The following is a 26,064-nucleotide window of genomic DNA, read 5'->3' on the forward strand; positions in this document are numbered from 1 at the left end:
TCCACCTTCCGGTGGGCGGCCGAGGAGGCGCGGCGCTTCTCCGGGGAGCTGCAACGGCTCGACACCGACCCCGCCGCGACCGGCCGGATCGCGCTACGCCGACGCGAACGGGAGGTGAATGCCACTGTTCCGGCATCTTCCGACGGACGTCACCGCATGGCAGGCTACCGGCACGTAGGACCACTGGGCGACCAGCCAACGTTGACTGACCGCTAGGAGGACGGGCCGATGGGCGAGATGGTGACCTACCGTGGCGGTGGCGGTACGGGCGAGGGATACCTCGCGATACCCGCCACCGGTACGGCCAGCCCTGCCGTCATCGTCATCCAGGACTGGTGGGGCATCGTGCCGCACATCCGGTCGGTCGTGGACCGTTTCGCCGAGGCGGGCTTCGTCGCCCTCGCGCCGGATTTCCGGCACGGCGAGCCGGCCGGTCGGCCGAGTGAGCCCCGGCAGATGCTGAACGGGCCGCAGATGGACGAGGCGGCGCGCGAGATCGCGGCGGCCGCCGACTATCTCGCCGGCCGTACCGAGGTCGCCGGCAAGGTCGGCTGCGCCGGCTTCTGCGCCGGGGCCAGCCTGGCGCTGTGGGCGGCGAGCTTCTCCGAACGGATCGTCGCCACCGCCGCCTTCTACCCCCGCCTGCCATGGGAGGGGATGCGCTCCGAGTGGACGGACTACGCGGGCAAGGACGCGCTGGTGCACTGCTCGGAGGCGGACGGCACCTCCACCGACCCGGGGGTGCAGGCGGTACGCCAGGCCATCGAGGGTGCCGGCGGCACCTGCCAGCTGCACGACTACCCGGGCACCGCGCACGCCTTCTTCAACGAGGACCGGCCGGAGAAGTTCGACCAGCGTGCCGCCGCCAGCGCCTGGGCCCGCACCCTCGAACTCTTCCGGGCGAAGCTTGGCTGAGCCGCGTACACCCGCCGAGGTGGTTGCCCGCGCGGCGCGGGCGACCGATCTCGCCGACCTCGACGCGGCCGTCGCCGACTGCTTCGCCTGCCCCCGGCTGGTGGACTGGCGGGAGGAGGTCGCGCGCACGAAGCGGGCGGCGTTCCGTGACCAGGAGTACTGGGGTCGGCCGGTGCCCGGCTTCGGCGACCCCGCGGCCCGGATAGCGATCCTCGGGCTGGCCCCGGCCGCGCACGGTGGCAACCGTACCGGCCGGATCTTCACCGGCGACCGCTCCGGCGACGTGCTCTTCGCCGCGCTGCACCGCGCCGGCCTGGCCAACCAGCCGACCAGCGTCGCCGCCGACGACGGACTGACCCTGCGCCAGACGCGGATCTTCGCCGCCGTACGTTGTGCCCCGCCGGACAACAGGCCGACCCCGGCCGAGCGGGACACCTGCGCGCCGTGGCTGCACCGCGAGGTCGCACTGATCAGGCCGACGCTGCAGGTGGTGGTGGCGCTGGGCGCCTTCGCCTGGGCCGCGTGGTGGCCGGTGTTGCGCGCTGTGTACGACCACCGTCCGCCCAGCCCGCGACCGTCGTTCGGTCATGGGGCACACTGGTCCGGCACGGCCGTACCGGAACTGCTGGGTTGCTACCACGTCAGCCAGCAGAACACCTTCACCGGGCGGCTGACACCAGGGATGCTGGACGATGTGTTCGCCCGGGCGAAACGGTTGGCCGGAGTGGACTGAGGCTGCGGGACGGTGGCGATGGCGGACGAGAAGTGCGATGGCCCGCCGTACGCCCCGGTGGCCCGGAGGTAGGCGGGATGGACGTCCTGCGCAGGTGGTGGCCGGTCGCGGTGGTGGTCGGCCTGCTCGCTGCGGTGGCCCTGGCCTCCGCGCACTCGTCGATCGGCGCGAGCCGGATCCCGCCCGCCGTCCAGGACGCCCCCTTCGTGCTGGAGTATCCGACCGAGGAGCCACGCCCGTCCTTCCCGGCCGAGCCGCGGGAAGCCGCCGAGCAGACCCGTACCCAGATCCCGTCCTGGCTCGGCACGGCGGCGCTGGTGCTGCTCGCGGCGGCACTGCTCGCCGTCCTCGGCTACCTGGCCTGGACGCTGCTGCGGGGAGTGGCCCGCCGGGTCACCCGGGCACTGCCCGCGCGGCCGGCCCGGCGCAGTGCCGAGGGCACCGCCCGTGAGGTGGTCGCCGCCGTCGACGCCGGTCTGGTCGAGCTGGACGACCGGTCCACCGACCCGCGGACCGCGGTGATCGCCTGCTGGGTACGCCTCGAAGAGGCCGCCGCCGGTGCCGGCTTGCCCCGACTGACCGGCGACACCGCCACCGACCTGGTCACCCGCCTGCTGCGCGGTGACCAGTCGACCGGGGTGCCGGCGATCGTCAGCGCCGACGTGCTGGCCGAGTTCGCGCACGTCTACCGCGAGGCCCGGTACGCCACCCGCCCGGTCGACGAACAGACCCGCGACCAGGCCCGGGCGGCCCTGCGCCGGTTGCGCGGCGAACTCGCCGCCACGGTCGAGCAGGTGACGGAATGACCGAGCGGCAGCGCGGTGCCAGCATCGACGACCTGCTCAGCTTCGAGGAGGAGCGGCCGGCCCAGCCCGGGCGACGCGAGAGCGGGCCGCTGCGTACCGTGGTGAACGTCCTCGGCATCGCCGCCGCCGCGACCGTCGTGCTCGTCGCGGGGTTGCGCGTGGTCGGGCTACGGGTGTCGCTGCTGATACTGGTCGCCGCGGTGCTCACGCTGCTGGTCGTACGCCGGATCGTCGCCGCGCTCGCGCCGCCCCGGACGCGCACCGGGGTCCCCTCCCCTGGCGGAGAAGAGGACGGCATGTACAACTGGACGGCCCGGGACGCACTGCGCACCGCGATCAACGGCTGGGAATGGCCGCTGGACTGGTCCAAGACCAATCCCGAACGCTTCACCGAGGTGATCCTGCCCCGCCTCGCCGAGCTGGCCGACGAGCGGCTGCGCCTCAAGCACGGCGTGACCCGTGAGGCGGATCCGACCCGGGCCCGGGCCCTGCTGGGCGACCGGCTGTGGACGTTCCTGGAGACCCCGCCTCGCCGCACCCCCTCGCCGCGCGACCTCGCGGTTATCGTCGCCGAACTGGAGAAGATCTGATGAACGACGTCGACCGGACGATGCCCGCCACCGAGGTCGGCCACCTCGCCCGGGCGGTGCTGGACGCGGTCGGTCAGGTCGTGGTCGGCAAGCGGGACGCCCTGGAACTGGTCCTCGCCGGCATCCTCGCCGGTGGGCACGTCCTGCTGGAGGACCTGCCCGGCCTGGGCAAGACGCTCACCGCCCGGTCCTTCGCGCAGGCGCTCGGGCTGGATTTCCGCCGCCTCCAGTTCACCCCCGACCTGCTGCCCGCCGACGTCACCGGCTCGTTCCTCTACGACCAGCGCAGCGGCGACTTCGCGTTCCGGGCCGGGCCGGTCTTCACCAACCTGCTGCTCGCCGACGAGATCAACCGGACCCCGCCGAAGACCCAGTCCGCCCTGCTGGAGGCGATGCAGGAGAAGCAGGTCTCGGTGGAGGGCGTGACCTACCGGCTGGACGAGCCGTTCCACGTGCTCGCCACCGCCAACCCCATCGAGTACGAGGGCACCTACCCGCTGCCGGAGGCACAGCTGGACCGGTTCCTGCTGCGGGTGTCCTTCGGCTATCCGGAGCACGAGGAGGAGTGGGAGGTGCTGCGCCGGCGGATGGCCCGCCGCCGGGAGGAGGCCGACATCAAGCCGGTCGTCGACGCCGGCACCCTGCGTGCCATGCAGGCGGCGCTGGAGGATGTGGTGGTCGAGGACTCGGTCGGCCGCTACATCGTGGCGCTGACCGCGGCCACCCGGGAACACCCGTCGGTACTGGTCGGCGCCTCGCCGCGTGGGTCGCTGGCGCTGCTGCTGCTGGCCCGGGTCCGGGCCGTGCTCTCCGGCCGGGACTACGTGGTGCCGGAGGACGTCAAGGACGTGGCGGCACCGGCGCTGGCCCACCGGATCACGCTGCGGCCGGAGATGTGGCTGCGCCGGGTCGATCCGTCCTTCGTGGTCGGTGAGGTCCTCGACGGCACCCCGGCACCGGCCAGCGGGGCGCTGCCCAGCTACGCCGCCGGCCGGCAGGGGCACTGACCCGTCGTGACCACTCCGGACCGACCGGCATCTGCCAACTGGACGCCCACCTGGGCGCTCGGCCGGGCGGTGCTGCTCACCGGCCTGCTGCTGGTCGCCGCGGTGCTGCTGGGTCGGGTGGACCTGGTCGTGCTGGCCGCCCCGTTCGCGCTCGGCACCGCGTACGCGTTGCGCCGCCGGCCCACCGAGCTGCCACAGGTGTGGATCGGTGCCGACGAGGAGCATCTGGTGGAGGGGGGTGAGGTGACCGGGACGGTCAGCGTCGGTAACCCCGGGACCGTGCCCTACGACGTGGCGGTGCTGCGTACCCGGGTCTCGCCCTGGCTGCGCATCGAACGGGCGAGCCTCGCCGGCGGAGCCGTCGCAGGGGGTGGCCGTTCCGGTGTGGACCGCCGACCGACCGTGGCCGACCGGCCGTTCGTCACCTCGGTGACCCCGGACACCGCGGTCGACCTGGAACTCGCCGGCACCGCGCTGCGTTGGGGGCGGCACCGGCTCGGCCCGGCCGGCGCCCGGGTCTCCGCCGCCCAGGGACTGCTGGTCTCCCGCGCGGTGATCGCCGAGCCGACCCGGACCCGGGTGTACCCGAAGACCGAACCCTTCGAGGCGGTCGAGGCGATGCCCCGGGCCGCCGGGCTGGTCGGCGCGCACCACTCGCGCCGGCCCGGCGAGGGCGGAGAGCTGGCCGGCGTACGGGTCTTCGCCCCCGGCGACCGGCTGCGTCGCATCGACTGGCGGGTATCGCTGCGCGCCCGGCAGCTGCACGTGGCGGCCACCCTCTCCGACCGGGACGCCGAGGTGGTCGTGCTGCTCGACGTGCTCGTCGAGGCGGGCCGCTCCGGCGGGATCAACGGGACGGCCTCGGTGCTGGACACCACGGTCCGGGCCGCCGCCGCCATCGCCGAGCACTACCTGCACCGGGGCGACCGGGTGGCCATGCTGGAGTACGGCCCGGGTGCCCGGCGGCTGCGCCCGGCCACCGGACGCCGGCAGTACCTGACCGTCCTGGAGTGGCTGTTGGACGTGCAGGCCCAGTCCTCGCCGCACGAGCCGTACGACCAAGTGTTCGGGCCGCAACTGCTCTCCGCCGACGCGCTGGTGGTGGTGCTCACGCCGCTGCTGGAAGAGCGGTCGGCACAGATGCTGGCCCGGCTGGCCCGCTCCGGGCGGTTCGTGGTGGCCGTGGACACCCTGCCGGCCGACCTGTCGCCGCCGACAGACAGCGGCTGGGCCGAGGTGGCGTACCGGTTGTGGCGGCTGGACCGGGACACGATGATCGCGCAGCTACGCGAACACGGCGTACCGGTGGTGCCGTGGGCCGGCGCGGGCAGCCTCGACCAGGTGCTGCGCGACGTGGCCCGCCTGGCCACCGCCCCAAGGGTGGGTGGCCGGTGAGCGCGAGGAACGCAGCGCAGCGGAGTACCGCAGTCGCGAACGAAGGACTGGCCCGGTGAGCGCGAGGAACGCAGCGCAGCGGAGTACCGCAGTCGCGAACGAAGGACTGGCCCGGTGAGCGGGAGGAACGCAGCGCAGCGGAGTACGGCAGTCGCGAACGAAGGTGGAGGCCGGTGATTGCGTCGCTGACCGGCCGGGTGAAGGCGCTGCGGACGGCGGCCGGCCGGGTCGCCCTGACTCCGGTGCTGGTCCGCGCCGGAATCTTCGTCAGCGCGCTGGTGGGGTTGCTGCTGGCGTACCCCGCCGAGGTCGTCGCGGGGCGGGCGTTCGGCGCCCTGGTCGGGGTCGCGGTGCTGCCGGCGCTGGCGCCGCGCCGGTTCTGGCCGACCTTCGCGGCGCTGGTCACCGTCGCGGGGTGGCTGATCGCCACCGACGGCTACGGCCGGTCGATCGCGTTGTGGCGGCTGATGGCGGTGGCGGCGGTGCTCTACCTCACGCACACGCTGTGCGCGCTGGCCGCGGTGCTGCCGTACGACGCGGTGGTGGACCCGGACCTGATCGTGCGTTGGCTCACTCGCGCGGCAATAGTGGTGCTCGCCACCTCCGTGGTCGGGGTGCTGCTGGTCGAGCTGACCCGGGTGGGTGGCGGTGGCACCGGCCGGCAGGCCGTCACGATCGCCGGTCTGCTGATCGCGGTCGGGGTGACCGCGCTGCTGGCCTGGCTGCTGCGACGCAAGTGACAGGCGGTTTCCTTGCGTCATTCGCGAGGCCGTTTTCGGCGGCGGAAGTGCGGTCGGCGGCCGGCGTTGTGCGGGTCACAGTGAGGTTGTGCTCGGTCACAGAAGCGCACCGCAGACGGGATTAGCGCAGCTTCGGGGGGAAAGATAGAAGCGTGAATCCGAAGCGGATCCTTGTGGTGGGCGCCGGGCACGTCGGTCTCTACGCGGCGCTGCGCCTGTCGAAGAAGCTCAGCTCCCGTGAGGCTGAGGTCATCGTCGTCGACCCCCAGCCGCACATGACGTACCAGCCGTTCCTGCCTGAGGCATCGGCGGGAAACATCTCCCCGCGGCACTCCGTGGTGCCGCTGCGTCGCGAGTTGCGTCGGTGCAAGGTGGTGGCCGGCGCGGTGACGCGGATCGACCACGACCGCAAGACCGCTGTGGTGCAGCCGATCGTCGGCCCGACTCGGGAGATCACGTACGACCACGTCGTGGTCGCCCCCGGCTCGGTCTCCCGGACCCTGCCGATCCCCGGCCTGCACGAGCACGGCATCGGCTTCAAGACCATCGGTGAGGCCATCTACCTCCGCAACCACGTGCTCGACCGGCTGGACGTGGCCGCCGCGACGACCGACCCCGACGTCCGTCGCAGCGCGTTGACCTTCGTCTTCGTCGGCGGCGGGTACGCCGGCATCGAGGCGCTCGCCGAGATGGAGGACATGGCCCGGGACGCCCTGCGGTACTACCCGGAATTGGAACCCTCGGACATGCGGTGGGTGCTGGTCGAGGCCACCCAGCGGGTACTGCCCGAGGTCGACCGGGACATGGGTGCCTACACGGTGCAGCAGTTGCTGAAGCGGGACATGGACATCCGGCTGGACACCCGCCTGGAGTCCTGCGTCGACGGGGTGGTCAAGCTCTCCGACGGCGACAGCTTCCGCTCGGACACCATCGTCTGGACCGCCGGGGTGAAGCCGTCGCCGATGCTGGACGCGACCGACTTCCCCCGCGAGGAGCGGCGTCGGATCACCTGCCTGCCCACCCTCCAGGTGGTCGACGGTGACCGGGTGGTCGAGGGCGCGTGGAGCGCGGGCGACTGCGCGGCCGTGCCGGACCTCACCAAGCCGCCGGGCAACTACTGCTCGCCGAGCGCCCAGCACGCGGTGCGCCAGGCCCACCGGATGGCCGACAACATCGTGGCCGTGATCCGGGGCCGGGAGCCGGTCAACTACAAGCACAAGCACGCCGGCAGCGTGGCCAGCCTCGGCCTGCACAAGGGCGTGGCCCAGGTCTACGGCATCAAAATGACCGGCTGGCCGGCGTGGTTCATGCACCGGACGTACCACATGAGCCGGATCCCCTCGTTCAACCGCAAGGTCCGGGTGGTGGTCGACTGGACGCTGGCGTTCGTCCTCAAGCGTGAGGTGGTCGCCCTCGGCCAGCTGCACGACCCGCGCGAGGAGTTCGCCGAGGCCTCCCAGCCCCGCGCCAAGGCGTAAGGCGGAGCCCTCAAACCCGCCAGAACCAGGCGTCGGCGCTCCGGGTCGACGGGCCGTAGAGCGACTCCAACGTGAGGCGCAGGCTTTCGGCGTGTGGGGTGGCGACCGCCAGTGCCACGCAGGAGGCGCCCCAGTGCCGGGCGTCCGCCTCGGCCTGGCGGCGCTGCTCCTCGCCGACGACCGGCCGTAGGCCGCTGGTGGACACCTCGGCCAGCAGCGCCGAGGTGGGATGCGGCGCGGCCCCCATCGCGGCGGTGCCACCTTGGCCGTGCGGGCCGATGAAGAAACCCTCCGGCATGCCGAACCGGGCACCCGCGGCCGTCGCCCAGCGCATCGGCCCGGGCTCCTTCGGCGTGGCCAGCGGCACCGGCACCAGCACGCCGCCCGGCTCGACGCAGGCGCGCCAGTGGCCGGCGGTGATGAACTCCGGCACCGGCGTGCGCTCGGCGGTGGGCAGCGGTGCCGGGATGACCGGCACCAGCGCCACGCCGACGGCCGCCAGCATCAGCCGCCGGGAGCGGCCGGCGGCCCGCAGCGCCCGGTCCACCGCCAGCACCAGGATCGTCGCCGCCAACGGCGGTACCGCCAGGGCGAATCGCATCGGTAGCGCGCCGTCGACCACCGGGAGCCCGGCCAGCAGTGCGTACGGCCCGGGCACGCCGGTGCCCTCGCCGCCGGACACGATCTCGGGGCCGAGCGAGAGCGCGCCCATCACCAGGATGCCGGCGGCGCAGGCCAGCACCAGCGGGCGACGCCCCAGCCAGAGCGCGCAGCCGGCGGTGACCAGCAGCAGCGGCCAGCCCAGGAAGGTGTTGTACTCGGCCGGGCCGGTGGTCAGGCCGGCCGAGCGGTCGTTCCCGACCAGGGCGAGCGGCGAGATCGCCGACCAACTGCGCGGGTCGGTGGCGAAGTAGTGCGGGCTGAACAGGCTGTCGGCGACGCCCTGCGGCCCGGCGAACTGGAACCACAGCGGGTGGGCGAGCACGAGCAGGGCCAGCCCGGTGGCCAGCGCCATACCGCCGGCGAATGCGGGCAGCGCGCGACGGGCCAGGTCGCGATCCACGGCGATCATCGTCACCGCCATCACCAGCAGGGTGACCGCGCCGAGGAACAGCACCTCCTCGCCGATGAACACCTGCACGGAGACGGCGGCGGCGAGCCCGACCGCCGAGGTGACCAGGCGTCGCCGGTCCGGCCGTCGGTCGGCGGCGGCGGTTCCCGGCGGCCCGCCATCGGCGGCGCGGAGCAGGCGCACCACCAGCCAGACGATGACCGGTAGCAGCCACTGGGCGGTCATGTGCAGGTGGCCGTTCGTCTGCGACACGATCCCCGGGCCGAAGCCGCACAGCGCACCGCCCAGCGCCGCGGCGGGCCGGTGGGCGCGCAGCGTACGGCTGAAGAGGAGGTACCAGGCGGTCGCGGTGCCGGCCAGGTTGCCGGCCGCGAGCAGGGCGAAGGTGACCGGCGCGCCGAACAGCAGGGTGACCGGCGCGAACAGCATGCCGAGGGCGATGACCGAGGTGTTCGCCATCAGGTTCACCCCGTCGGGGGCGTTGAGCCGGTCGGTCAGCAGCCCGAAATCGCCCAGCAGAGCCCGCGCGTCGACGGTCAGGAACCACTCGTAGAGGATCTGGTCGTCGGGGTTGAGCGAGAGCGTCCGACCGGTCGGGTCGGGCCAGAGCCCGTGGGTGAGCCAGCCGGCCAGCGCCGCGAAGAACAGCCCCACGAGCAGGTCGCCCCGGTGCCGGGTGGCGGCCCGGGCCAGCCGGGACATTCGTGGCAGGCGTACCGCCTCGATGGTGTGGAGCGTCCGCTCGGCCACGTCGTCGGCCCGGGCGGTCGGTGCGGGGCTGCTCACGGCCTCGACCCTAGTGCCGGTGGCCGGCGGGGGACGCCGCAGCGGGCGCGAACCCGCTACCGTGGCACTGCACCGCGCGTGCCGGCGCGTCGGGGTCACCCGCCCGGGTGGTGGAACGGCAGACACGGCCGCCTTAAAAGCGGCTGCCGCAAGGCGTGCGGGTTCGACCCCCGCCCCGGGCACTCTCAGCGTTCCCTCAGGATTCCGATCACCATCGGACTGTCCCGGACGTTTACTCTTGTAGCGCGCGTTGACGTGCCACGACCCCCTTAGGGAGGCCAGACAGTGAAGACTTCGAACCCGGTGCTCGCCCGGCTCGGCCAGGCGGCCGAGCGGGAGCGTGCCGCCGGGTACGCCCCGACCGGGCCCTACGGGCAGCCCGGCTACCCCCAGCAGTACCCGCCGCAGGCCGGTTACCCCGGCGCGCCGGGCTACCCGGCCGCGCCGCCGGCGGTCACCCCCATGTCGATCGACGACGTGGTGGTCAAGACGGTCACGCTCCTGGCCATCCTCGGCGTCACCGCCGCGGCGGCCTGGGTGCTGGTGCCCGACGCGCTGCTCGGCGCCGCCTGGATCGGCGCGGCCGTCGTCGGTCTGGTGCTCGGCCTGATCATCTCGTTCTCCCGGATGGCGAACCCGGCGCTGGTCGTCGCGTACGCCGTCGTCGAGGGTGTCCTCGTCGGCGCGATCAGCAAGTTCTTCGAGTCGCTGTACAGCGGCATCGTGCTACAGGCGGTTGTCGCCACCTTCGGTGTCTTCTTCGTGATGACCATGCTCTACCGGGCACGGGTCATCCGGGCAACGCCGAAGTTCACCAAGGGCCTGATCGCGGTCATGGCCGGCCTGTTCGCCGTCATGATGATCAACTTCGTGCTCTCGCTGTTCGGCTTCAACACCGGCCTGCGGGACGGCGGCGCGCTGGCCATCGGCTTCAGCCTGGTCTGCATCGTCGTTGCCTCGCTGAGCTTCGTGCTCAGCTTCAAGGAGGTCGAGGACGGCGTCCGGATGGGCCTGCCGCAGCGCTACTCCTGGGTCGCCGCGTTCGGCATCCTGGTCAGCCTGATCTGGCTCTACATCGAGATCCTGCGCCTGCTGAGCTACTTCCAGGGCGACGACTGACCTCGCGCCCCGCGACCGACCGGCGCCCGCCCCCACCCGGGGACGGGCGCCGTCGTCATTCCCACTCCTCCCCCCGCCCCGCCCCGCCCAGCCCCGCCCCGCCCCCGCCCAGCCCCGCCCCGCCGATCATGCAGTTCTGGTCGCGGAATAACGGCCCAAAAGGGGCTTTTGGGTGACCGAAACTGCATGATCGGCGGCGGCGGGGGCGGTGGTGCGTAGAGTGCGGGCGTGGGTGGTGCTGAGGTGCGGGGCGTGGAGTTGGCGCGGGGAGTGGAGCTGCTGGTGCGGCAGGTGGGGCACTGGCAGCAGCCGCGGTGGTCGGCCATCGCGTCTGCCGGCAACGTTTCCCGGGCGGATCTGGTGCACCGGCTGGTGCAGGAGATCGCCAACCTCACCGCCGATGCGGAGGGCGAGCCGCGGCGCGGCGTACCCCGGCTCGACAACGACCTGGCCCTGCCCGACCAGCTCCGGGTGGTCGCGACCGACCTGCTCGCCGCCGGCCCGCCCGACGAGATCCTGGCCCGGGCCGCCACCGAGGTGGCCGCGACCCGGACCGCGCTCTGAGGCCCTGTGTCGAAGTCCCTGGCCCGCCGCAGGCCGGCCGAGGACCTCGACACCGCGCTCTAGGAGCCCCGACCCCGAGCTTGTGGCGGCGCCGGCCGGCCCGACGATCGTTCAGCTGAGGCGTTCGAGGACCATCGCCATACCCTGCCCGCCGCCGACGCACATGGTCTCCAGGCCGATGGTCTTGTCGTGCCACTGGAGGGCGTTGAGCAGCGTGCCGGTGATCCGGGCACCGGTCATGCCGAAGGGGTGGCCGACGGCGATCGCACCGCCCATCACGTTCAGCTTCTCCTCGGGGATGCCGAGCTGACGGTACGACGGGATCACCTGGGCGGCGAACGCCTCGTTGATCTCGACGAGGTCGACGTCGTCGATGGTCATTCCGGCCCGCTTGAGCGCCTGCCGGCTCGCCTCGACCGGGCCGAGTCCCATGATCTCGGGCGACAGCGCGGTGACGCCCGTGGAGACGATCCGGGCCAGCGGGGCGATGCCCAACTCCTCAGCCCGCTGGGCGCTCATCACGACCACGGCGGCGGCCCCGTCGTTGAGCGGGCAGCAGTTGCCGGCGGTGATCCGGCCGTCGGGACGGAAGACCGGCTTCAGCGCGGAGACCGCCTCCAGGGTCACCCCCGGACGCGGGCCGTCGTCGGCGCTCACCACCGTGCCGTCCGGCGTGCTGACCGGGGTGATCTCGCGGGCCCAGAAGCCGTCGGCGATCGCCTTCTCGGCCAGGTTCTGGCTGCGTACGCCGAAGGCATCCATGTCGGCGCGGGTCACGTCGTACACCTGGGCGAGATTCTCGGCGGTCTGCCCCATAGCCAGGTAGACGTCGGGGAGCGCGTCCTTCTCGCGCGGGTCGGTCCAGACCGGGGCACCCGCCTCGGTGCGGGCCTTGGACCGCTCGCGCGCCTCGGCGAAGCGGGGGTTCTCCCAGCGACCCACTACGGCCTGCGCCTCGGGCGGCAGGACGTCGGAGTTGCCCCGGGCGTAGCGGGAGACGGCCTCGACCCCGGCGGAGACGAAGACATCGCCCTCGCCGGCCCGGATCGCGTGCATCGCCATCCGGGTGGTCTGCAAGGATGAGGCGCAGTAGCGGGTGAGCGTGGCACCGGGCAGGCCGTCGAGGCCCATCAGTACGGCGACCACACGGGCCATGTTGAAGCCCTGTTCGCCGCCGGGCAGGCCGCACCCGAGGTAGAGGTCGTCGATCTGCTGCGGGTCGAGCTGGGGAACCTTGTCCAGGGCGGCCCGGACGATGGTGGCGGCCAGGTCGTCCGGGCGGAGGTCGCGGAGGGACCCCTTGTGGGCCCGGCCGATGGGGGAGCGGGCGGTGGCGACGATGACGGCGTCGCGGGACGACTCAATCGGCATGGGCCAACGTTAACGCGCCGGTAACTTGCGGCGGAAGCTGTCCGACCGCCGGGAAATGTCACCCTCTGCCGCCAACCCGAACACCGAGTGCCGGGGCTCGCCGCCGGACGGAGAGTCAGCGTCGGGGGGCGACCGCTGCCGCGGCGGCCACCGCCGGCAGCAGGGCGTGGGCCCAGACCCGGTAGCCGTCGGCCGAGGGGTGGTAGCCGTCGTGGCAGAAGGTGCCGGCATCGGCCCGGAACACCGGGCCCGTCTCGGTGGCCAGGTCGACCACTGTCCCGCCGGCGTCGAGCACCGCGCTCGTCTGGGCTCGACCGACCCGGCGACCGACCCAGCCGACGATCTGGCGCAGCGGCGGCGCGATCGCCCGTACCGCGCCGAGGTCCGGACAGGTGCCGACCACCACCTCGACGCCGGCCTGCCGCAACCGGTGCACGGCCGCGCCGAGGTACGCGGCGGCATCGGCCGGCCGCCGCAGGCTGGTGGCGTCGTTCGCGCCGACCAGGATGACCGCCACGTCCGGCCGCTCGCCGAGCAACGCCCGGGCCACCTGAGTGGCCAGATCGGTGGAGCGCGAACCGGAGACACCGACGCTGGACAGGTGCACCTGCCGCCCGGTCGGCCCCTCGGCGAGCAACTCGGCCAGTTGCCCGCCGATGGTGTCGCCGAGGCGGTCGACCCCGACGCCGAGCGCGGAGGAATCGCCGAGCAGCACTAGGCGCACCGGCGGGGCGTCGGCCCGGCCGATGGTCGCCCGCAGCGCGAGGCCGAGCTCGGGCTGGGCGTATCGGCGGTTGCGGGCCATCACGGCCTGGCCGGCGAGCACGGCCGCGCCGCCGAGCGTGCCGGCGAGCAGGGAGACCGCCGCGGTGCGGGCCACCCGCGCCGCGGCCCGGGCACCAGGCGACAGGCTGGTCATGTGAGTCCCTCCACTGCGGGTGAGTCGGTGGCGGAGGCGGGCTGCGGCGCCGCGCCGACACCGAAGAGCCCCCGGCGGCGCAGCTGTGCCCAGCGGCCGGCCGGACCGCCCTCGCTGCCGCGGACCCGCGTACCGCTGACCTCCGTCCCCGGGTGCCGAGCCGCCTCCTGAGCGGCCTTCGGCAACGACCGTACGCCCTCCACGCGCGTGGGCGAAGGCCTGCGTTCGGCGCCGTACCCCAAGGCGGACAGCACCGTGGGCAGCAGGGCGGCGGCGGCTGCGGCGTAGCCCTCGGCCGAGGGGTGGAACCGGTCCCAGGCGAACATCCGTCCGGGCTCTGCGGCGAACCGTGGACCGAGCAGGTCGCCGAGGGAGACCGTCCAGCCACCGGCCGAGACGACGGCGATGGTCTGGGCGGCGGCGAGCTGCCGACTCCACCGGCGGGCCAGCCACCGCAGCGGCGGCTGGATGGGGCGGATCGCGCCCAGGTCGGGGCAGGTGCCGACGACCACCTCCGCGCCGGCCGCGCGCAGTGCACGCACCCCTTCGACGAGGTAGCGAATGGCCAGGGTGGGCGGGGTGCGGTTGGTCACGTCGTTGGCGCCGATCAGGATGACCGCGACGTCGGGATCGCACTCCAGGGCCGCCTCGACCTGGAATCTGAGGCCGGCCGAGATGGCGCCCACCACGGCGAAGCGGTGCAGCTGGACGGGGCGCTGGAGTCGGCGGGACAGGCCGGTGGCCAGCAGCGCGCCGGGCGTCTCCCGGCGCCGGTGCACGCCGTACCCGGCGGCCGACGAGTCGCCGAGGACGACCATGGTGACCGCGGGGCCGCCGAACTTCGCGCCGTAGACTCCGTCGCAGCGTGGTGGTGGCGCCTCGGCCATCGGGATGATGCGCCGGGCCTGGCGGGCCTGACCGAGGAGCACACCGGTGGTCGCCGCCGCGGCCGCCACGGTGGCGCCCGTGCCGATCGCCGCCAGGCGGGCCACCCGCCAGGCGCGCTGCCAGCGTGGACGATCCGGTACGACGGAACCAGCCACCCCCATACCGCGACACTAGCGCGCCGGTCCGACGGGCCGCTGTCGTCGTGACGGCGCCCCGGTGCCTGGAAAACGACCGCTCTGGGTACTTGGATGGGGAGTGTTGCGCCGGTTCGTCACGCTGCACGTGGAGAGGAGCACGACGATGGCTAAGACGTTGAAGCGGGGTGCGGCGTTCGTGGCCCTGGCGCGGGCGCTGACGGCCGGTGCCCGCGGCGGCCCGTCGATCGGTAAGCGGGTCGGCGCGCTGCCCCGAATGATCGCGGCCACCGCCCGGGGGCAGTACGACGGCGGCCTCCGGCTGGCCATGATGACGGCGGCGACGGCGTACATCGTCTCCCCGATCGACGCGGTCCCGGAGATGTTCCTCACCGTGTTCGGGCTGATCGACGACGCGGTGATGGTGACCTGGTTGGCCGGCGCGGTGCTCGCCGAGACCGAACGGTTCCTGGAGTGGGAGGCACGTCGCAGCTCCGTGATCCCCGGCCACGTGGTGCCCTGACGCGACGTACCCTGGGCGCGGGATTTTCACGCGAGCAACCCGCCCCGGCCTGCGGCGCCGGCGCCGGAGGAGAAGGGCACAACGAGGTGCAGTACTACGACAACGTCGTCGAGATGATCGGCAACACCCCGCTGGTGCGGCTGCGCAACGTCGCCGAGGGCATCCAGGCGACCGTGCTGGCGAAGGTGGAGTACCTCAACCCCGGCGGCTCGGTGAAGGACCGGATCGCGCTGCGCATGGTGGAGGACGCCGAGGCCGCCGGCATCCTCCGGCCGGGCGGCACCATCGTCGAACCAACCAGCGGCAACACCGGCGTCGGCCTGGCCCTGGTGGCCCAGCTCAAGGGCTACAAGTGCGTCTTCGTCTGCCCGGACAAGGTCAGCCAGGACAAGCAGGACGTGCTACGGGCGTACGGCGCCGAAGTGGTGGTCTGCCCGACCGCCGTCGCGCCGGAGGACCCCCGCTCGTACTACAACGTCTCCGACCGGCTGGCCCGGGAGATCCCCGGCGCCTGGAAGCCCAACCAGTACGCCAACCCGGCGAACCCGCGCTCGCACTACGAGACGACCGGTCCGGAGCTGTGGAAGCAGACCGAGGGCCGGATCACCCACTTCGTCGCCGGTGTGGGCACCGGCGGCACCATCTCCGGTATCGGGCGCTACCTGAAGGAGGCGTCGGACGGCAAGGTCAAGGTCATCGGCGCGGACCCGGAGGGCTCGGTCTACTCCGGCGGCACCGGTCGGCCGTACCTGGTCGAGGGCGTCGGCGAGGACTTCTGGCCGGAGACGTACGACCGGGGCCTGGCCGACGAGATCATCGAGGTCTCGGACAAGCAGTCCTTCGAGATGACCCGGCGGCTGGCCCGCGAGGAGGGGCTGCTGGTCGGCGGCTCCTGCGGCATGGCGGCGGTGGCGGCGCTGGAGGTGGCCCGTTCCGCCGGTCCGGACGACGTGGTCGTGGTGCTGCTGCCGGACGGCGGCCGGGGCTACCTCTCCAAGATCTTCAACGACTCCTGGATGGCCCGCTACGGCTTCCTCGACAACTCCGGCTCCGAGCCGACGGTGGCGGAGGCGCTCGCCAGCAAGCCGGGCGGGCTGCCCGAGCTGGTGCACGTGCACCCGACCGAGACGGTCCGCGACGCGGTCGACTACATGCGCGAGTACGGCGTCTCCCAGCTGCCGGTGCTCAAGGCCGAGCCGCCGGTGGTCACCGGCGAGGTGGCCGGCTCGATCGCCGAGAAGGACCTGCTCGACGCGCTCTTCACCGGCCAGGCCCAGCTGCATGACACCATCGAGCGGCACATGGCCGCGCCGCTGCCGATGATCGGCGGTGGCCAGCCGGTCAGCGAGGCGGTCAACCTGCTGGAGAAGTCCGACGCCGCGCTGGTGCTGATCGACGGCAAGCCCAAGGGTGTGCTCACCCGCCAGGATCTGCTCGCCCACCTCGGCGCCCGCTGACCCGCTGAGCGACGGCCGGGCGACATCGCCCGGCCGTCCTCGTCAGCATCCTCGTCGGGTCGGGCCACGCCGTCATGCAGTAGTGCGCCAGCGGGGCAACGTGAGCCGGAAACCTCCGAAACTTTCGGTGTTTGTGTTCGGGATCTTGGTTTCGCCAACCCTCACCTCGGTGACCCAGGCCCGAGGATTCGTCAGGCAGACGTCGCTAAATGGCCAGGCTTGGTGGCAATGAGCGGCGGCCGGTTGTTACGGCTGGGCTTCCGTGGCATTTCCGGAAGTTGTTGACAGCGCGATCGGGTCGGGCCAATACTGTCGCCATCGAAGCAGCTCGATAGCTGCCCGATATCCGCCCCACCGCGACCCATTCCTCCGGTCGTGCCGGACAGGACGACCGGTCCCACCACCACCGCGTAGTGCGATGCCGGCGGCGTCCGGCGGCTGGCACCTGGCCACCGGGAACCTCGCGGGGTCGTACGCGCTGCTGGCCTCCCGCCAGCCGTCAGGAGGAGGAAGCACGCACATGAACAACATCCCCGTCCAACCGACAGGCCGCCGGCGCGGACGTCTCCGGATGCTGATCGCCGGCGCCTGCGCCGCAGCGCTGGTGACGACCGGTGCCGCCGCGATCGGATCCAGCCCCGCCTACGCCCAGACCGTTACGTCGAACTCCGAAGGAAACCACAACGGCTACTTCTATTCCTTCTGGAAAGACAGTGGCAATGTCTCCATGACCATGGGCAACGGCGGCCAGTACAGCGTCCAGTGGAGCAACGTCAACAACTTCGTCGCCGGTAAGGGCTGGAATCCCGGCACCCGTCGGACCGTGACCTACTCGGGCACCTACAGCCCGAACGGCAACTCGTACCTGACCCTCTACGGGTGGACGAGGAACCCGCTCGTCGAGTACTACATCGTGGACAGCTGGGGCAGTTGGCGTCCCCCGGGTGCGAGTTCCATGGGCACGGTCAACAGCGACGGCGGCACGTACGACATCTACCGCACGCAGCGGGTCAACCAGCCCTCCATCGACGGCACCGCGACCTTCTACCAGTACTGGAGCGTCCGGACGTCGAAGCGGGTGGGCGGCACCATCACCACGGGCAACCACTTCGACGCGTGGGCCAGTCGTGGCATGAACCTCGGCAACCACTACTACCAGATCATGGCCACCGAGGGATATCAGAGCAGCGGAAGCTCCAACATCACCGTGGGCAGCAGCGGCGGGGGCTCCAACCCCACCACGCCGCCACCAAGTGGCGGCGGCTGCACGGTCAGCGTCAACCGCGCCGAGGAGTGGAGCGACCGCTTCAACGTGACCTTCTCGGTCAGCGGCACCAACAACTGGGTCGTCACCATCCGCACGAACGGCAGCCAGAGCCTGCAGAACAGCTGGAACGCGTCGGTCAGCGGCACCAGCGGCACCCTCACGGCGCGCCCGAACGGTAACGGCAACAACTTCGGTATCACCCTGTACAAGAACGGCAACAACACCACACCCACCGCGACCTGCGCGACCGGCTGACCTGGCACGCAGCGTAGGGATGCCAGGCGAGGCCGGCATCCCTACCGCCGCGGCAAGGGGTCCTCCACACACAGCGCGCGCACAAGCGCGGCAAAGGGTCCGCCTATCCGCCGTTCCTATCGTCGCTGCCAGGCACGACGACGGGAGGCAACGATGGGGTACGACCACCACGAGGGGCAGCGGGTCAGCCGGCGGCGCATCATCGCCGGCATCGGCTCGGTCGGACTGGCCAGCCTGCTGGCCGCCTGCGGCCGGGACGGCGGCACCTTGACCACCTCGACCGGCGAGACCGTCGCACCGCAGGCGACCACCGCCAACGACCTCACCTCGCTGTTCGCCCAGGCGAACACCTGCACGCTTACGCCGAGCACCACCCAGGGGCCGTACTACTTCGACGCTGACAAGATCCGCAGCGACCTCCGGGAGGACCGCGAGGGTGTCCGGCTCCGGCTGGCCATCCGGGTGCAGGACAGCGAGCAGTGCGGGCCGTTGCCGAATGCGGTGGTGGAGATCTGGCACTGCGACGCGGCCGGGCTCTACTCGGGCGCCGAGGCCCAGTCGTCGGGCGCGAACGGCGCCTCCGGCGGCGGCACCCCGCCCAGCGGCGGTCCCGGCGGCACCCCGCCGAGCGGTGGCCCCGCCGGGGGTGGCGCCCCGCCCGGTGGCAGCGAGGGAGCCTCCGCCGACCTGACCCCGACCGACGATGAGCGCTACCTGCGCGGGGCGCAGGTAGCCAACGCCGATGGCATCGTCGAGTTCACCACCGTCTGGCCCGGCTGGTACCGGGGCCGTACCGTGCACATCCACGCGATGGTGCACATCGACAGCGCGCGGGTGCTGACCACCCAGGTGATGTTCGACGAGGCGCTCAACTCGAAAGTCTTCGCCAGCCAGCCGTACGCGGCGCACACCGGGCGGGACACCTTCAACGACAACGACTCCATCTACGCCGACGGCATGCTGCTGACGGTCACCAAGGACGGCGACGGCTACCTCGGCGTGATCAACTTCGGAGTCGACTCCGACCAGGATGGCCAGTGACCGCGGGCAGCCCCGACCCCCGAGTGGGTCAGAGCGGGCGGGCGTAGCGCAGCTGCGGGGTCCGCGCGGTGCCGATCACCTCGACGCGTTCCAGGCCCGTCGGCTGCCAGCCACCACGCTCGTAGAAGCGGCGGGCGCGGGCATTGTCGCGTAGCACCCAGAGCACTGCGCGACGCCAGCCCCGCGCCCGCATGCTCGCCAGCGCGTCGACCATCAACGCCCGGCCGACGCCCCGACCGCGCTCGGTCGGGTCCAGATGGATGGCGCAGAGCAGTCCGGTGCCGGCATCGCCCTCGTCGTCCGGCCCGAGGTAGCTGAAGCCGGCCAGCGTGCCGTCCCGCTCGGCCACCGTCATCCGATGGTCGGCCAGCTCGTATGCCCACCGGGCCACCCAGTAGCCGCCCATGGCCTCCGGCGTCGGGTTGGCCAGCGCCTCCGGCGGCAGGAACGACGAGTACGCGGCGACCCGGGAGCGCTGGTGGAGCTGCCCCACCGCCATCAGGTCGCCAGCGGTCGCGGGACGCAGTGTGACGGTCACCCGGCCGAGGGTACCCGCCGGGGTGGGACCTGGATCGTGGTGAGGTCCTCGGCGATCACCAGGTCGCCGTCGAAATGGGCGCGGGCCTCGTCGGCGAAGCGGCGTGCGTCGGCGTACCGCTGGGAGAAGTGGGTGAGCACGAGCCGGCGTACCCCCGACTCGGCCGCCACCCGCGCGGCCTGGCCGGCGGTCAGGTGGCCGACCTCGGCGGCGAGTGCGGCCTCCGACTCCAGGAACGTCGCCTCGATCACCAGCAGGTCGGCGTGCTCGGCCAGCGCGTACACCCCGTCGCAGAGCCCGGTGTCCATCACGAAGGCGAACCGCTGCCCCGGCCGGGGCACGCTCACCTCCTCCCGGGTGACGCGGCGCCCGCCGAGGTCGAGGTGGCCGACGCGTTGCAACTCGCCGACCGCGGTCCCGGCGATGCCGTACGCGGCCAGCCTGTCCGGCAGCATCCGGCACCCGTCCGGCTCCACCAGCCGATAGCCATACGCGTCGATCGGGTGCCGAAGCCGGCGGGCCTCCAGCGTGCCGCAGCGCAGCGCGATCCGCTGCCCGTCCGCCTCGATCGGCTCCACGGCCAGCTCGGCGGTCTCGTGAAAGGAACTGGCGTGCCGAAGGCGGGTGAAGTACTCGGCACCGGCGGCGGGGAAGTGCACCGGCACCGGATGCGGCACCCGGTCCAGGGACAGTCGTTGGATGATGCCGGGCAGGCCGAGGCAGTGGTCGCCGTGGAAGTGGGTGACGCAGATCCGGGTCAGGTCGGTGGCGGTGACCGTGGCGTGCAGCAGTTGTCGCTGGCTGCCTTCGCCCGGGTCGAAGAGGATCACCTCGTCGTCCCAGCGCAGCACGTACCCGTTGTGGTTGCGGACCCGGGTGGGGGCCTGGCTGGCCGTCCCGAGCACCACCAGCTCGCGCATGGACACAACGACCTCCAGGCTGGAGCGGCCGGTCCGGCGTCGCCGGACATGAAGCGACCCCCGGGGCTTCCGCGCTGAGGCGGGCCGACTGGACTGGGCCGGCACCCCGGGGGTCGGGTGGCTGTCGTGGTTTCGCCGCACCGCTGCCACACGGTCTCGACGACTCTTGCCGTGCCCGCCCCGAGAGGCGGACGGATCACTGTCGAGGACAGCGGCTAGCGGACAGCCACCTCACGAGTCCGATTGCTATACAAGTCTGGACCACCTCCTTTCCCGTGTACCGCCACGCTATCCAGTCGGCCCCGGCCCGGCAACGGATTTCGATCACAGGCACCACGGGTGACTTTCGTAGGAAACGGCAAAAGAGGGAGCGCTTCCGCCCTATCTTTCGTCTAGCTCGACAGTTACGGTGTGCGGCAGAACGGTAACAGCATCCCCACCAGCAACGGACGTCTCACCAGTCGCTCCCCATCGTGAGGTGAACCTTGTCTGTCCTGCCCACGCTCCGCCGACATGCCCCTCGGCTCCTGCTCGCGCTGGGCCTGGCCGGCGCGTTGACCGTGTCCCTCGCCCCGCCCGCCGCCGCGGTCGACCGCAGCTCGGCGGCGGCCCGTCCCTCCACCGCGACCGGCGAACGCGTCACCGACCCGGTGGTCGCCGGGCCGATCGCCAGGACCTCTGAGGTCGGGCATCCCAGCCGCGGTTATCCCTTCCTCGCGACCGACCTCAACCTCGCCGCGCTCGGCTACGTCGAGCAGGAGTTCTTCATCTCGGGCACGGCGACCCGCTATGCCACGCGAGGCACGGACACGGCGGTGGTGACCAGCACCGACCACCCGTACGCCACCCGGATCGTGGTCCGTCGGCCGCTCACCCCCAAGGCGTTCAACGGCGTGGTGATCGCCGAGTGGAACAACGTCAGCAACCAGTGGGACCAGGAGGTCGACTGGTTCCAGTCGTACGAGCACCTGATCCGGGAGGGGTACGCCTGGGTCGGCGTCTCCGCCCAGCGGGCGGGGCTGCACTCCGCGACGGGCCTGCGGGCGTGGAGCCCGACCCGCTACGGCACGTTGGACGTCACCGTGGGCGGAACGATCAACGACGACAGCCTCTCGTACGACATCTTCAGCCAGGCGGTGAAGGCGGTACGCAGCCCGACCGGCGTCGCCCCGCTCGGCCGGCTGTCGCCCGAGTACGTGATCGCGACCGGCCACTCGCAGTCGGCCGGACGCTTGGCGAACTACTACAACGGCATTCAGCCGCTGGCCAACGTCGTCGACGGGGTTGTCCTGCACGGCGGCGGCGGGGTCCTGCGTACCGACCTCACCACCCCGGTGTTCCGGATCAACTCCGAGGGGGACGTGTCCAGCGGGATCTTCTCCGCGGCGGCCCGGGCGCAGGCCGACTCGCCGGTCCTCCGCTCCTGGGAGGTGGCCGGCGCATCGCACGGGGACTGGAAGCTCATCACCGACTACGGCCCGCTGCGGAAGCGGGACGTCGGCAGCTACCCCGGCGGATACCCGGGCGAGCCGCAGACCTGCGCCCTGCCGGCGCTGTCGCGCGTGCCGCAGCACATGGTGCAGAACGCGGTGTACGACCACACCGCCAACTGGATCGCGTACGGTGTGCAGCCGCCGACCGCGCCGAAGATCCAGATGACGGGCAACACCGTTGCCCGGGACGAACTCGGGCTCTCGCTCGGCGGCATCCGGCTCGCCCAGCACGAGGTGCCGCTGCGGATCAACAGCGGCAGCAACACCGGGCCGGGCTTCTGCTTCCTCGACGGCAGCTCGCTGCCGCTGTCCGACGCGCAGCTCGCCGCGCTCTACCCGACCGTGTCGTCGTACGTCGACGAGACCGTAGCGGTGACCATGGCCAACGTCCGTGCCGGCTACCTCCCGGGGGCGGTCACCCGTGACCCCGCCTGGTACTCCGACATCCGCGAACTCATCGGCGAGTACGTCGCCGCCGGCCGCATCACCGAACGCGTCGGTTCGCAGCTCGAGGTCCGCCTCAGGGCCGCCGAGCGGGCGGGTGTCGACGGCCGGGATCGTCCCGCGATCGTCCTGCTGGGGCACCTGGCCGACAGGGCGGATGCCCTGATCACCGGTGACCCCGGGGCCCGGGACGCGGTGCTCCGCGTGACCGAGGCGCTCGTCGCACTCCTAGACGAGGCGAAGCGGGCGGACCGGTAAGGGTCGGCTGCGGGGTGTCGGCTGCCGGCCGGCGCCCCGCCAGCCACCGACCCCGGCACCAATGGGCTGTGCGCCGCCGCGCTCGCGCGACCGCGCCGGGCCGGCGGGTGGGCCGACCCGGCGCGCGCGGGAGTGACGGTCAGGGCGCGTGGGCGATACCGATCGGGCCCTCGCGGGGGCCTTCCGCGCTGGCCGGCTGGACCGCCAGCGACGGGAAGTCGGCCAGGTCACCCTCCGGCTCGGCGTCCCACTCGGGGAACACCAGGTCGCTCTGTAGGTAGAGGCAGAGCAACTGGGCCAGGTGGCGCAGCCCGTCGAGGTGGGTGCGCTCGTGGCCGTGGGTGGCGTCGACGCCGAAGCCGAGCAGCGCCACCCGGGCGTGCGCCCCCGCCTCCACCGCCGCCGCCACGTCCGAGCGGTAGTAGTCGAACACGTCCCGGACCAGGTCCACGTCGTGCTCGCGGGCGATCGCCGCCAGGTTCCGGGTGAGGTGGTAGTCGAAGGGCCCCACCCCGTCACCCATCGCCAGGGTGGCGGCGTTCTCCCGGGACTGCTGCCCGGGCGCGACCACCGCCGCGTCCACCGAGACGATCTCGGCGACGTCCGGGTCGAGGCCGTGCGACGCGCCGTGGCCGATCTCCTCGGTCACGGTGACCAGCAGGTGCGCGGTGACCACCGGCTTCACCCCCGCGTCGACCATCGCCTTCATCGCGGTGAGCACCGCGGCCACCCCGGCCTTGTCGTCCAGGTGCCGGGACTTGACGTATCCGCTGGGCGTGACCGTCGGGTTGGGCAGGAACGCCACGAAGTCGCCCGCGTCGATGCCGAGCGCTCGCAGGCCGGCGATGTCGTCCACCGGCTCGTCGACGCGTACCTCGACCTGCTCCCAGCCGATGCCCTGGAGATCGACCCCCTCGTTGTAGCGGTGCCCGCTGGCCTTGAGCGGCAGCACCTGGCCGGTGATCACCCGCTCCAGGTCATCGGTGAAGATCCGTACGTGGGCCCCCTCGGCGAACCGGGCGCTGTGCGTACCGATCGGCTTCATCTCCAGCCGGCCGTTCTCCTTCAGCCGCTTGACCATCCCGCCGATGGTGTCGGTGTGCACCACGATCGCCCGGTCCGCCCCGGTCTCCCGAGGGCCGGGTAGGCAGGCGCTGAGCGCGCCCCGGCGGGTCAGCGTCGACGGGATGCCGAGCGCGGAGAGCCGCTCGCCCACGTACTGCTGCACGTGGTCGGTGCGCCCGGACGGGCTCGGGATGTCCAGCAGCTCGACCAGCACCTGGCGCAGATAGTCCAGGTCGATCGGCAGCGGAGTGGTCTTGCGTACGGTCATGCACCAGATGGTGCCGCACCCGCCGGGGTCCACAGCCGTTGCGGTGCCCGCGTCCCGGGGAAGAGCAGATCCACGAAACGCTCGGCCGTGGGCTGCGGCTCGTGGTTGGCCAGCCCGGGCCGCTCGTTGGCCTCGATGAAGACGTGGTCGGGTCGGTCCGGTGCCGGAACCAGCAGGTCGAGCCCGGTGACCGGGATGTCCAGCGCCCGGCTGGCGGTCACGCACGCCTCGGCGATCACCGGGTGCAGCTCGCCCGTGACGTCGTGGATGGTGCCGCCGGTGTGCAGGTTGGCGGTGCGCCGTACGGCCAGCACCTGCCCCTCGGGCAGCACGTCGGGCAGCTCGTACCCGGCCTCGGCGACCACGTCGCGGGTCATGTCGTCCAGCGGGATGCGGGACTCGCCCCCAGTGGCGGCGGCCCGGCGGCGACTCTGCCGCTCGATCAGCTCGGCGATGTCGTGCACGCCGTCGCCGGTGATCGAGGCGGGCCGGCGTACCGCGGCGGCCACCACCTCGTGGTCGATCACCACGACCCGCAGATCCTCCCCGGTGCACAACTCCTCGAGCAGCACGTCGGGGCAGAACCGGGCGGCCAGTTCGACGGCGGCGGCCAGCGCCTCGGGGGTGCCCACCCCCACGGTGATGCCGTTGCCCTGCTCGCCACGCGCCGGCTTGACCACCAGTTGGCCCACCTCGGCCAGGAACTCCGCGTCGGCCGAGTCGCCGGTGGCGGTGCGCCCGCCCGGCACCGAAAGGCCGGCCTCGGTCAGGATCCGCCGGGTGACCCGCTTGTCGTCGCAGCGGCTCATCGCCACCGCCGAAGTCAGCTCGGACAGCGACTCCCGGGTGAGGATCGTCCGGCCGCCGCTGGTCAGCCGCAGCTCGCCCCATTCCGGGTCGGTCACCTCCACCCGGATGCCCCGCCGCATCGCCTCGTCGGCGACGATCTTGGCGTACGGGTTGAGCCCGTCGTAGCCGACCGGCATGGCCGGCAGGAACAGCCGCTCGTTGATCGGGTTCTTGCGCTTCACGCAGAGCGTGGCGGTGCGGTAGAAGCCGAGCCGCTCGTAGAGCCGGATCGCCCCGGCGTTCTCGGCGAGCACGGACAGGTCGACGTACGCCCGACCTCGGGCGACCAGCCGGGCGGCCAGCTCGGTGATCAGCGCCTGGCCGGTGCCTGGCGGCGCCTGGTTGAAGTCGACGGTCAGGCACCAGAGACTGGCGCCCCGGTCCGGGTCGTCGAAGACCGCCACGTGGTCGACGCCGGTGATGGTGCCGACGATCTCGCCGGTCGTCGCCTCCGCCACCAGGTGCAGAAATCGATCGGTGGCGGCGTTGTCGACCAGTACCTCGACCGGCGCGGTGACCATGCCGTTGGCCGCGTAGATCCGGTTGACCGCGTCCGCGTCGGCGGCGTCGCGCAGCCGGCGGATGCGTACCCCCGGCAGCTCCGGCCGGCCGTCGGTCGGTGCCGGCGTGTCGGCGGTGCCGGCCTCCTCGGTCGTCCCGGTGGCGTGCCCCGGGCCGCCCCGGGTGTCGCCGAGCGGCAGCCGGTAGGTCAGCGACGGGTCGATGAACAGCTCGTCGGGCAGCCGGGAGACCAGCACATGCGGGTCGCGCAGGTAGATGCAGATGTCCCGGGCGCCGGCCGCCTCGGAGCGCAGCACGTCGGCGACGGCAGCCTGGTCGGTGAACGTCTGCCCGAAGACCAGCCGGCCCCAACCGCAGTCGAGGACGATGCCCTCGTCGCCGTTCGGGCGTTCGTCTTCCTCGGCGTCCGGACCGCCGCCCGCGGCGACCGGATCACCGCCCGGCCCGACCCGCTCGTACCGCCGTCCCGCGCCCCGACCCCGGTCGGTCCGGGCCACCCCCGTTGCCAGGGTGTCGGTCACGGTCAGTCGATTCCGTGGCTCTGGAGCCACATTTCCAGGAGTCCGAGTTGCCACAGCTTGTTTCCGTTCAACGGGGTCAGTTCGGCGTTGGGCGCGTCGAGCAGGGCGTTGACGTAATCGGCGCGG

General features: G+C 72.4%; 24 protein-coding genes and 1 tRNA gene. 17 read left to right on the plus strand and 8 right to left on the minus strand.

Features of this window, described 5'->3' with window-relative positions:
• The 9 genes from AB0M52_RS08980 to AB0M52_RS09020 form a co-directional block, all read left to right on the plus strand.
• Nucleotides 1–216 (plus strand): hypothetical protein (locus AB0M52_RS08980; RefSeq protein WP_363950976.1); only part of this gene is annotated, 216 nt, incomplete at its 5' end.
• Between the two features lie 12 nt (nucleotides 217–228).
• On the plus strand, nucleotides 229–915 hold the full coding sequence (locus AB0M52_RS08985; protein ID WP_363950917.1) for a dienelactone hydrolase family protein: 687 nt from the start codon (nucleotides 229–231) through the stop codon (nucleotides 913–915).
• Between the two features lie 19 nt (nucleotides 916–934).
• Nucleotides 935–1,648 (plus strand): uracil-DNA glycosylase, encoded by a 714-nt coding sequence (locus tag AB0M52_RS08990; RefSeq protein WP_363950919.1) that lies wholly within the window; start codon nucleotides 935–937, stop codon nucleotides 1,646–1,648.
• Nucleotides 1,649–1,725: 77 nt separating this feature from the next.
• A complete protein-coding gene (locus AB0M52_RS08995; protein ID WP_363950922.1) occupies nucleotides 1,726–2,454 on the plus strand; it encodes a DUF4129 domain-containing protein in 729 nt (242 codons plus the stop codon).
• The gene (locus tag AB0M52_RS09000; protein WP_363950925.1) at nucleotides 2,451–3,044 is read left to right on the plus strand and encodes a hypothetical protein; all 594 of its coding nucleotides are present in this window, start codon (nucleotides 2,451–2,453) and stop codon (nucleotides 3,042–3,044) included. Before AB0M52_RS08995 ends, AB0M52_RS09000 begins: the two co-directional genes overlap by 4 nt.
• On the plus strand, nucleotides 3,044–4,051 hold the full coding sequence (locus AB0M52_RS09005; RefSeq protein ID WP_363950927.1) for a MoxR family ATPase: 1,008 nt from the start codon (nucleotides 3,044–3,046) through the stop codon (nucleotides 4,049–4,051). The genes AB0M52_RS09000 and AB0M52_RS09005 overlap by 1 nt, the downstream gene beginning before the upstream one ends.
• A gap of 6 nt (nucleotides 4,052–4,057) precedes the next feature.
• Nucleotides 4,058–5,446: a DUF58 domain-containing protein gene (locus AB0M52_RS09010; RefSeq protein WP_363950930.1), complete on the plus strand. Its 1,389-nt coding sequence runs from the start codon at nucleotides 4,058–4,060 to the stop codon at nucleotides 5,444–5,446.
• 176 nt (nucleotides 5,447–5,622) lie between these two features.
• Nucleotides 5,623–6,186, plus strand: coding sequence for a hypothetical protein (locus AB0M52_RS09015; RefSeq protein WP_363950969.1), 564 nt, complete (start codon nucleotides 5,623–5,625; stop codon nucleotides 6,184–6,186).
• 152 nt (nucleotides 6,187–6,338) lie between these two features.
• Nucleotides 6,339–7,664 carry an NAD(P)/FAD-dependent oxidoreductase gene (locus tag AB0M52_RS09020; protein WP_363950933.1) on the plus strand — a complete coding sequence of 442 codons (1,326 nt, stop codon included), beginning with the start codon at nucleotides 6,339–6,341 and terminating at the stop codon, nucleotides 7,662–7,664.
• A 10-nt stretch (nucleotides 7,665–7,674) separates the two neighbouring features.
• On the opposite strand, the gene AB0M52_RS09025 is transcribed toward AB0M52_RS09020, so the two are convergent.
• Nucleotides 7,675–9,522 (minus strand): hypothetical protein, encoded by a 1,848-nt coding sequence (locus AB0M52_RS09025; protein ID WP_363950936.1) that lies wholly within the window; start codon nucleotides 9,520–9,522, stop codon nucleotides 7,675–7,677.
• 101 nt (nucleotides 9,523–9,623) lie between these two features.
• On the opposite strand from AB0M52_RS09025, the gene AB0M52_RS09030 reads away from it, so the two are divergent.
• From AB0M52_RS09030 to AB0M52_RS09040, 3 genes are all read left to right on the plus strand, one after another.
• A tRNA-Leu gene (locus AB0M52_RS09030) sits at nucleotides 9,624–9,704 on the plus strand.
• A gap of 103 nt (nucleotides 9,705–9,807) precedes the next feature.
• Nucleotides 9,808–10,641, plus strand: coding sequence for a Bax inhibitor-1/YccA family protein (locus AB0M52_RS09035; RefSeq protein ID WP_363950938.1), 834 nt, complete (start codon nucleotides 9,808–9,810; stop codon nucleotides 10,639–10,641).
• 243 nt (nucleotides 10,642–10,884) lie between these two features.
• Complete coding sequence (locus AB0M52_RS09040; RefSeq protein WP_363950971.1) at nucleotides 10,885–11,205, plus strand: hypothetical protein; 321 nt, start codon at nucleotides 10,885–10,887, stop codon at nucleotides 11,203–11,205.
• 111 nt (nucleotides 11,206–11,316) lie between these two features.
• On the opposite strand, the gene AB0M52_RS09045 is transcribed toward AB0M52_RS09040, so the two are convergent.
• The 3 genes from AB0M52_RS09045 to AB0M52_RS09055 form a co-directional block, all read right to left on the minus strand.
• Entirely contained in the window at nucleotides 11,317–12,576 is a 1,260-nt protein-coding gene (locus AB0M52_RS09045) for an acetyl-CoA C-acetyltransferase (protein WP_363950940.1), read from the minus strand.
• Nucleotides 12,577–12,691: 115 nt separating this feature from the next.
• Nucleotides 12,692–13,495: an SGNH/GDSL hydrolase family protein gene (locus tag AB0M52_RS09050; protein WP_363950943.1), complete on the minus strand. Its 804-nt coding sequence runs from the start codon at nucleotides 13,493–13,495 to the stop codon at nucleotides 12,692–12,694.
• Nucleotides 13,492–14,544 carry an SGNH/GDSL hydrolase family protein gene (locus AB0M52_RS09055; protein ID WP_363950946.1) on the minus strand — a complete coding sequence of 351 codons (1,053 nt, stop codon included), beginning with the start codon at nucleotides 14,542–14,544 and terminating at the stop codon, nucleotides 13,492–13,494. Before AB0M52_RS09055 ends, AB0M52_RS09050 begins: the two co-directional genes overlap by 4 nt.
• Before the next feature lie 139 nt (nucleotides 14,545–14,683).
• Between AB0M52_RS09055 and AB0M52_RS09060 the strand changes: the two genes are divergently transcribed.
• The 4 genes from AB0M52_RS09060 to AB0M52_RS09075 all read left to right on the plus strand — a co-directional run bounded on the left by AB0M52_RS09060 (nucleotide 14,684) and on the right by AB0M52_RS09075 (nucleotide 19,060).
• Nucleotides 14,684–15,040, plus strand: coding sequence for a YkvA family protein (locus tag AB0M52_RS09060; protein WP_363950948.1), 357 nt, complete (start codon nucleotides 14,684–14,686; stop codon nucleotides 15,038–15,040).
• An 86-nt stretch (nucleotides 15,041–15,126) separates the two neighbouring features.
• On the plus strand, nucleotides 15,127–16,497 hold the full coding sequence (locus tag AB0M52_RS09065; protein ID WP_363950951.1) for a cystathionine beta-synthase: 1,371 nt from the start codon (nucleotides 15,127–15,129) through the stop codon (nucleotides 16,495–16,497).
• Between the two features lie 520 nt (nucleotides 16,498–17,017).
• Nucleotides 17,018–18,019, plus strand: coding sequence for a glycoside hydrolase family 11 protein (locus AB0M52_RS09070; RefSeq protein WP_363950973.1), 1,002 nt, complete (start codon nucleotides 17,018–17,020; stop codon nucleotides 18,017–18,019).
• Between the two features lie 153 nt (nucleotides 18,020–18,172).
• On the plus strand, nucleotides 18,173–19,060 hold the full coding sequence (locus tag AB0M52_RS09075; RefSeq protein WP_363950954.1) for an intradiol ring-cleavage dioxygenase: 888 nt from the start codon (nucleotides 18,173–18,175) through the stop codon (nucleotides 19,058–19,060).
• A gap of 28 nt (nucleotides 19,061–19,088) precedes the next feature.
• On the opposite strand, the gene AB0M52_RS09080 is transcribed toward AB0M52_RS09075, so the two are convergent.
• Nucleotides 19,089–19,598: a GNAT family N-acetyltransferase gene (locus AB0M52_RS09080; protein ID WP_363950956.1), complete on the minus strand. Its 510-nt coding sequence runs from the start codon at nucleotides 19,596–19,598 to the stop codon at nucleotides 19,089–19,091.
• Nucleotides 19,595–20,524: a ribonuclease Z gene (locus tag AB0M52_RS09085; RefSeq protein WP_363950959.1), complete on the minus strand. Its 930-nt coding sequence runs from the start codon at nucleotides 20,522–20,524 to the stop codon at nucleotides 19,595–19,597. The genes AB0M52_RS09080 and AB0M52_RS09085 overlap by 4 nt, the downstream gene beginning before the upstream one ends.
• Before the next feature lie 479 nt (nucleotides 20,525–21,003).
• Here AB0M52_RS09085 and AB0M52_RS09090 point away from each other — a divergent pair, with 479 nt between their 5' ends.
• Nucleotides 21,004–22,713 (plus strand): alpha/beta hydrolase domain-containing protein, encoded by a 1,710-nt coding sequence (locus tag AB0M52_RS09090; protein WP_363950962.1) that lies wholly within the window; start codon nucleotides 21,004–21,006, stop codon nucleotides 22,711–22,713.
• 139 nt (nucleotides 22,714–22,852) lie between these two features.
• Here AB0M52_RS09090 and AB0M52_RS09095 read toward each other — a convergent pair whose 3' ends face one another.
• Together AB0M52_RS09095 and ngg are read right to left on the minus strand one after the other, a co-directional pair.
• Entirely contained in the window at nucleotides 22,853–24,046 is a 1,194-nt protein-coding gene (locus tag AB0M52_RS09095; RefSeq protein WP_363950965.1) for an osmoprotectant NAGGN system M42 family peptidase, read from the minus strand.
• Complete coding sequence (ngg, locus tag AB0M52_RS09100) at nucleotides 24,043–25,938, minus strand: N-acetylglutaminylglutamine synthetase (RefSeq protein ID WP_363950967.1); 1,896 nt, start codon at nucleotides 25,936–25,938, stop codon at nucleotides 24,043–24,045. Before ngg ends, AB0M52_RS09095 begins: the two co-directional genes overlap by 4 nt.
• Between the last annotated feature and the right edge of the window lie 126 nt (nucleotides 25,939–26,064).

Source organism: Micromonospora sp. NPDC051296 (genome assembly GCF_040682255.1).
Lineage (GTDB): Bacteria > Actinomycetota > Actinomycetes > Mycobacteriales > Micromonosporaceae > Micromonospora > Micromonospora craterilacus.